This window comes from Flavobacteriales bacterium, assembly GCA_020435415.1.
Classification (GTDB): Bacteria; Bacteroidota; Bacteroidia; order JACJYZ01; family JACJYZ01; genus JACJYZ01.
The window spans coordinates 1-7,714 of the sequence record JAGQZQ010000124.1 but is presented as its reverse complement, the minus strand read 5'-3'; the positions used below and the strand labels follow the sequence as shown (position 1 = coordinate 7,714).

Below are 7,714 nucleotides of genomic sequence, written 5' to 3'. Positions count from 1 at the left end.
ATTTGACCGGCAATCAGAAACATACTATCTTTATCACATGAATCTTGTTACCGGCGGAACCGGACTCCTGGGGTCCCATTTGATTTACGACCTGGTCAGGAAAGGTGAAAAGGTGCGGGCTTTACGCAGGCCTGGCAGCGATATTTCCCTTACCCGCGATGTCTTTTCTTATTATTGTCAGGATTCAGAAGCGCTGTTTTCAGAAATTGAGTGGGTAGAAGGCGACGTGCTGGATATCTTCTCCTTGCAGGATGCGCTGATTGGTGTCAACCAGGTTTACCATTGTGCAGCCCTGGTGTCATTCAATCCTTCCACCCGAAGAAAAATGCTTCAGGTGAACGTAGAAGGAACAGCCAACGTGGTGAACCTTTCTCTTGAAGCTGGTATTGAGAAGTTGGGTTATGTAAGTTCAATAGCAGCTTTGGGGCGTGCGAATGCAGATGGAGATGTGGTTACTGAAAAGACCGAATGGCGCCCGTCTTCCGATAATTCACTCTATTCGGTCAGCAAATACTACGGTGAACGTGAGGTCTGGAGGGGTATTGCCGAAGGACTTAACGCATACATCATCAACCCATCAGTCATCATAGGGCCGGGTAACTGGAAGAGAGGAAGCGCCAGTATGTTCTACAAGGTGTGGGAAGGATTGGGTTATTACACCTCCGGGATCAACGGTTTTGTGGATGTACGGGATGTGAGTGCTTCAATGATCCGGTTAATGCAAAGTGAGGTTGAAAATGAACGGTTCATTATCTCATCTGAGAACTGTCCGTATAAACTCGTATTTGAGTGGATTGCCGAGGTCCTTGGAAAGAGCAAGGCAAGCATAGAAGCCGGTTATATTATCAGTGAAATGGCATGGCGTTTTGAAAGTGCCAGGGCGTTGCTCACCGGAGTGAAGCCGCTAATTACAAAGGAAACCGCCCGCATGGCGCACCGCCAGTATTTTTATTCCAACGAAAAGATTGTGCAGGCTGTGGGCATTGAGTTTATTCCGGTGGAACAAGCGGTGAAGGATACCGCAGAAATTTTCCTGCGATCGTTTATGCCTTCCCTTTCAAAGTCCGGCGCCCTCGCGCGTTAGATCGTTACTTCAAACCTTCTTCCGATTGCATCCGTGACGCTTCGTTGATGATCTGTTGGTACACGGTATCCATCAATGCAGGCTGACTGCGATAGTAAGCAAAACTCGTATCAAATCGCTCCTGGGTAACCCCATACTTCTTAAACACGAATGGGTAGATCTGTGCGTGATACTTATTTGAGATGGGCAGTTTGTTCAGGTTGGAAGCTGATTCAAGAAGGTGCATGTCCAAAAGCATAGCGGCCATCGTATCCTGGGATATCATTCCTGCCGGCACCTGGAATTCGTTTGTTTCCGATTGACAACCGGTGTTTCCTGTTGCCAGCAAGAAAAGCCCAATGATGATATAAAGCCGGAAGCTCATGGCAACGGATCGAACAGCAGGCGTTCTCCCGGTTCACCCTCTACGATTTGTCCATCTGCGTAAACGGTTCTACCGTTCACAAACGTTCTGGCAATACATGAAGGAAACCGGTGACCTTCAAAGGGTGACCATCCGCATTTGGACAAGATCATCTCTTCTTTCACGTCGGTGGATTTATTCATATCTATCAGTACAAGGTCGGCCTGATAGTCTGTTCTGATAAATCCACGTTTACGGAGGCGAAAGGCAGTGGCCGGTGCATGGCACATTTTATCTACCACTTCAGTAATGGTGTATACGCCCTGTCCGCTAAGTTCGAGCATGGCAGGCAAGGCAAACTGAACCAGTGGTCCTCCCGAAGGGGCAGTGATATAGGGTTGTGACTTTTCCTCCTTTGTATGAGGAGCGTGGTCTGTGGCTACCACATCAATCCGTCCCGATTTAACCGCCATTCGAATGGCATCCCGGTCCGTTTCCTTTTTAACGGCGGGATTCCATTTGATGAAGTTGCTTTTGGAAATGTAGTCGGCATCGGTGAACCATAGATGGTGGATGCAGGCTTCGGCGGTGATGCGTTTATCAGCAAGAGGTTTTCCTTCTTCCAGCAAAGACAGTTCCTTTTGGGTGGATACGTGGAGCAGGTGAAATCTCGTGTTATTCTTCGCAGCCAGTTCCACCGCCAGGGAAGATGACTTGTAACACGCTTCTTCCGACCGGATCAATGGATGTGCTGAGGGTGGCAAGGCATCACCGTACTTTTCCTTGTATAAAGCCATGTTCGAGCGGATGGTCGCTTCGTCTTCGCAATGTGCTGCCAGCAGGGTGGGGCATTCGGCAAACAAACCTTCCAGGGTATGTTTGTTATCCACCAGCATATTTCCGGTGGAAGAGCCCATGAAAACTTTCACACCGCAAACCCTGGTAACATCCGTTTTCAACACTTCTTCCAGGTTGTCGTTGGAAGCGCCCATGTAAAAGGAATAATTGGCGATGGACTTTTCAGCAGCCAGTGCATACTTGTCTTCCAGTAATTGTTGGGTGAGGGCATTGGGAACAGTGTTGGGCATTTCCATAAATGAGGTGATACCGCCGGCTACCGCTGCCCTCGATTCATGGTAGATATCGGCTTTATGGGTGAGGCCTGGCTCACGGAAATGCACCTGGTCGTCAATGGCGCCAGGGATCAGATGGAGTCCGCTTGCATCAATCCATTCAGGTGAGTCGGATTGAAACTGTTCAGGTTGTCCGGATTCCCGGAATACCTCAGCAATCCGGCCATCTTTGATCAGCACGCCGCCTGTGAAATATTCTCCCTCGTTTACAACAGTGGCGCCCCATATGACTATGGGTTTACTCATGTTTTGGTTTTTCTGTAGTTAGAGAACCAGCTCTTGATTTTCATCTGAAGAACACCGAAGATGGCTTCTTTAAAAATACCGCTGGACATTTTGGATTCACCCTGTGTTCTGTCGGTGAAAATAATCGGTACCTCGGTAATCTTGAATCCGAGTCTGGACGTTGCGAATTTCATTTCAATCTGGAAGGCATAACCCATGAACTTGATCTTGTTCAGATCAATGGTTTCCAGAACTTCGCTTTTGTAACATTTGAATCCTGCTGTGGTGTCGCGGATCTTCATTCCGGTGATAAACCTGACATAAACCGAGGCGAAGTAAGACATCAGTACGCGACCCATGGGCCAGTTCACCACATTCACCCCGTTGATATACCGGCTGCCAATGGCAAGGTCGGCACCTTCCTCTGCACATGCCTTTCGGAGCCTGATTAAGTCCTGGGGGTTATGGGAAAAGTCCGCATCCATCTCGAAGATGTAACGATAACCTTTATTGAGGGCCCAGCGGAAACCATGAATGTAAGCCGTACCAAGTCCAAGCTTGCCTTTCCGCTCTTCGATAAACAAGCGGTCTGCATGGGACGCCATGATCTCTTTCACGATATTGGCTGTTCCATCCGGGGAGCCGTCATCAATGATCAGCACATGGAAAGGAAAATCCAACGTCATCACCGCAGCAATGATCTGGCGGATGTTCTCCTTCTCATTGTAGGTGGGAATGATCACCAGGCTATCGGAAGTGGGCATTTGGTTCATCGCCTACGAAGATAAGCAAGTTGCATTGATGCAGACAGGGTCCATTATTTAAGAAATGTTAAATCAGGAGCGTTTGTCATACAGACATCATCCGTCTGAGATAGTTTAACTGACCCAGGTGATAATTGAAATGGGTGGTCAGGTGAATCAGGAAATGCCCATGAGTCATGGGTTTCCCGAAGACCTCTACAGGGTAAGGTTTATTCAGTATATCCTCTTCAAGGTTACTCAGGGTTTGATCAATTCGTGTTTTACATTCACTTATCATGGTGACAAGCGCTTCTTTGGAAAGTCCTTTGGTGCTGAATTCCTTGTCGCGTTCCCTTACATAACCTGTGTTGCCCAATATGGCCCCGATGAAGTGATCGATGTTTCCGCACAGGTGCAATGCCAGGTTTCCGGCGCTGTTGGTGATATCGCCGCGCACCTCCCAAAGCTGTTCATCATTATCGAAGGAAGCGATTTCGGCCGCTAATTTTTCAAGGTCGCGGTTATAAAATTCCCGCAAAGATGTGAGTATGCTCATGATGATTTTTTAGTTTGGTTGAAGGGCACCTTGTCTGATCTCATCCACGACGGAGGGGTCCAGCAGTGTGCTGGTATCGCCGAGGGCATCACTGCCTTCGGCAACCTTTCTGAGGATACGCCGCATGATCTTTCCGGACCGCGTTTTCGGCAGGCCGGATACAAATTGAATCTTATCCGGTTTGGCGATGGGGCCTATGATCTCATTCACCTTGGCGATGATGTCTTTGCGCACTGCCTCCTCGTTCTCCGGTTTCTGCGCACAGATCACATAAGCGTAGATACCCTGACCCTTGATGTCATGGGGATATCCGACGACGGCGGACTCTACCACAAATTCATTTTCATTAATGGCATTTTCTATCTCTGCTGTGCCCAGTCTGTGACCGGATACATTGATCACATCATCCACCCGGCCGGTGATCCGGTAATATCCGTCCTCATCACGCCGACATCCGTCACCGGTAAAATATTTTCCTTGATAAGTTGAGAAATAGTTGGTGATGCAGCGGTCATGATCGCCATAGGTCGTGCGGATCATACCGGGCCATGGAAAGGCCATGCAAAGGTTCCCTTCCACGGAATTTCCGGATAGCTCCTGACCTTCGTTGTCCACAATCACAGGCCTGATTCCCGGAAGGGGCAGGGTGGCGAAGGATGGTTTTAGCGGAGTGATGCCGGCCAGAGGAGAGATGAGAATACCGCCCGTTTCTGTTTGCCACCAGGTATCCACGATGGGGCATTTTTCTTTGCCAATGTGGTGGTGATACCATTCCCATGCTTCCTGATTGATGGGTTCACCCACGGTTCCGAGTACCTTAAGTGAGGACAGGTCATAGGGTTCAACGAACTGGGTGCCGCAGGCTTCCAGGGCACGTATGGCCGTCGGGGCGGTATAGAAGATATTCACTTTGTACTTATCCACCACCTGCCAGAAACGACCGGCGTCCGGCCAGGTGGGTATGCCTTCGAATAAAACCGAGGTAGCTCCGGCCAGCAAGGGACCGTAAACCATGTAGGTATGACCGGTGATCCAACCCACATCCGCCGTGCACCAGTACACCTGTCCTTCTTCATATTGAAAAACATTGCGGAAAGAATATTCTGCAAAAACCATATAACCACCACATGTGTGCACCACCCCTTTGGGTTTGCCGGTGGATCCTGAGGTGTAAAGGATGAAAAGCATGTCTTCTGCACCCATCGTTTCGGCTTCGCATTCATCCGGCTGACCTTCCAGGGCGTCATGCAACCAGATATCCCGGCCATCCTTCATGCTTACCGTATCCCTGGTGCGTTGCTGCACAACCACCTTCCGGATGGTCGGGCAGGTGGCGAGTGCTTCATCCACAATGCTTTTTAGCGCTACTTTCTTGTTTCCGCGGAATGCGCCGTCAGCTGTGATAAGTATGCTACAGGTGGCATCATTGATCCGGTCTGACAGTGATTTGGCGGAAAACCCAGCGAAGACCACCGAATGAATGGCACCGATTCGTGCACACGCCAGCGTTGCAATCGCCAGGTCAGGGGTCATGGGCATGTACAGGCAAACACGGTCGCCCTTCTTTACGCCAAGAGACCTGAGCATATTTCCAAAGCGGCATACACGGTGATACAATTGCCGGTAGGTGATTTTCTCCCCCTGCTCATTGGGATCGTTTGTCTCCCAGAAAAAAGCCACCTGATCTCCCCGGGTTCCCAGGTGGCGGTCCAGACAATTCTCGGTGATGTTCAACTCACCGTCGCCAAACCATTTAACGGAGAATGGGTCAAAGGACCAGTCCAGTACCCGGGTCCACTTTTTTTTCCATGTAAAGGGGGATGCGAGGTTTGCCCAGAAACCTTCAGGGTCCTGGATGGCAGCCTCGTATTGCGACTTGTACTCATCCAGTGTAGAAATCTTTGATATCATAGGTTATGTGGTTATTCCGATGGTGAAATTAGGGAATTGAATATAGCAATAGAAACCCATTCGACCAAGGAAGGGGATCGTGTTGTTCATTGCGCTAAGATTCGATTGCGTTAATGATTGAATCTTTATGGCGCTATCACCATCATCTTACCACCCCAGGATCTTGGCAAACATCAGCGGGGCAACAATGGAAGCATCCGATTCTACAATATGTTTAGGCGCTTCCACAGATAATTTTCCCCAGGTAATCTTTTCATTTGGAACGGCGCCGGAGTAGGAGCCATAACTTGTGGTCGAATCCGAGATCTGGCAGAAGTAGCTCCATAACGGTGTGTTTTCAAGCTCCATGTCCTGGATAAGCATGGGTACCACACAAATGGGGAAATCACCGGCTATGCCTCCACCGATCTGGTAAAAACCGATGCCTTTACCACCTGAGTTCTCAGTGTACCATCCGGCGAGGAACTGCATATATTCGATGCCGGATTTTACGATAGATGCATTGAACTCTTCCTTGATACAATACGAGGCGAAGATGTTTCCGAGGGTGGAATCTTCCCACCCGGGGACGATGATCGGCAGGTTCTTTTCTGCGGCTGCCAGCATCCAACTGTTTTTCGGGTTGATCTGATAATACTGTTCAAGCACGCCGCTCAGTAACATCTGGTAAAAATATTCGTGAGGGAAGTGGCGCTTGCCGTTGTTGTATGCATCAGACCACACTTTGTGAATGTGTTTCTGCAATCTTCTGAATGCTTCCTCTTCCGGAATGCATGTATCGGTAACGCGGTTGAAGCCTTCGTCCAGCAGAGCCTGCTCGTCTGCGGGCGACAGGTCACGGTAATTAGGAACACGTTTGTAAAAATCATGGGCCACCAGGTTGAAAACATCCTCTTCAAGATTGGCTCCGGTGCATGAGATGATCTGCACCTTATCCTGACGGATCATCTCTGCCAGGGAGATACCCAATTCCGCTGTACTCATGGCACCGGCCAGTGTGATCATCATCTTGCCACCTTCATCCAGGTGTTGGATATATCCGTCGGCGGCGTCGCGCAATGCGGCGGCGTTGAAATGATGATAATGGTTCTCAATGAAATCTGTGATGGCACCCATGGCTGATTGAAAAAAATTGAACAAAAATGAAGAGGGTCAAAGATAAAAACAATTTGATTTTAGTGGGCTTTGAAGGGAAGGATACCCGACGTTAACTTTTGTATAACATATGTGATACAATGAAACCGTTCCTTCGCGGCAAATTAAATACCTGGCAACTACTTAAGGGTCCTTTTACTCGATGAAATTATTTCTGGTACCTGCGGCGTTGTTGATGTGCGTATATGTAAATTCAAGTGCTCAGGGGTCATGTGATGAACCCGACGGTACTTTCTTTGTAGATCCGGGAGGCATCTCTAATCTGAATGATGCCTTGACTGCAGGCAAGTGTTATGCGGTGAACCGTTCCACTCCCGGGACATTTTGTTATACTTTCCGGTTCCCTTCTTCTGGCTATATAAAGCGAACGATTATTTCACATTTCAGTAATTGTAATGGTGGTACTTGTTCACATACAAGTTCAGCTACCTCCGCAGCTTCAGGTTGTTTCGATTTTCCTCCGAAGGGGTGTGGTCTTTCCGCAAAGTGTGCGTCTTAAAACAAATCCGGACAAAAGGCGATCTAATTTAAGTCATAGATTTAACATTTGTTGACGGTGGAATT

The 7,714-nt window shown here is 48.7% G+C and carries 7 protein-coding genes; 1 reads left to right on the top strand and 6 read right to left on the bottom strand.

Annotation, left to right across the window (positions count from 1 at the left end; genetic code table 11):
• Positions 1–1,084, top strand: a 1,084-nt coding sequence (locus tag KDD36_14095) for an NAD-dependent epimerase/dehydratase family protein (protein MCB0397781.1), incomplete at its 5' end; no start/stop codon positions are given.
• Between the two features lie 4 nt (positions 1,085–1,088).
• Here KDD36_14095 and KDD36_14090 read toward each other — a convergent pair.
• From KDD36_14090 to KDD36_14065, 6 genes are all read right to left on the bottom strand, one after another.
• Positions 1,089–1,448, bottom strand: a complete 360-nt coding sequence (locus tag KDD36_14090; protein ID MCB0397780.1) for a DUF4296 domain-containing protein — start codon at positions 1,446–1,448, stop codon at positions 1,089–1,091.
• Positions 1,445–2,806, bottom strand: coding sequence for a dihydroorotase (locus tag KDD36_14085; GenBank protein ID MCB0397779.1), 1,362 nt, complete (start codon positions 2,804–2,806; stop codon positions 1,445–1,447). The genes KDD36_14090 and KDD36_14085 overlap by 4 nt, the downstream gene beginning before the upstream one ends.
• On the bottom strand, positions 2,803–3,549 hold the full coding sequence (locus tag KDD36_14080; GenBank protein MCB0397778.1) for a polyprenol monophosphomannose synthase: 747 nt from the start codon (positions 3,547–3,549) through the stop codon (positions 2,803–2,805). The genes KDD36_14085 and KDD36_14080 overlap by 4 nt, the downstream gene beginning before the upstream one ends.
• 85 nt (positions 3,550–3,634) lie before the next feature.
• The gene (locus tag KDD36_14075) at positions 3,635–4,084 is read right to left on the bottom strand and encodes a DinB family protein (protein MCB0397777.1); all 450 of its coding nucleotides are present in this window, start codon (positions 4,082–4,084) and stop codon (positions 3,635–3,637) included.
• Positions 4,085–4,093: 9 nt separating this feature from the next.
• Complete coding sequence (gene acs, locus KDD36_14070; protein MCB0397776.1) at positions 4,094–5,995, bottom strand: acetate--CoA ligase; 1,902 nt, start codon at positions 5,993–5,995, stop codon at positions 4,094–4,096.
• Positions 5,996–6,142: 147 nt separating this feature from the next.
• On the bottom strand, positions 6,143–7,111 hold the full coding sequence (locus KDD36_14065; protein ID MCB0397775.1) for a deoxyhypusine synthase family protein: 969 nt from the start codon (positions 7,109–7,111) through the stop codon (positions 6,143–6,145).
• Positions 7,112–7,714: the final 603 nt, after the last annotated feature.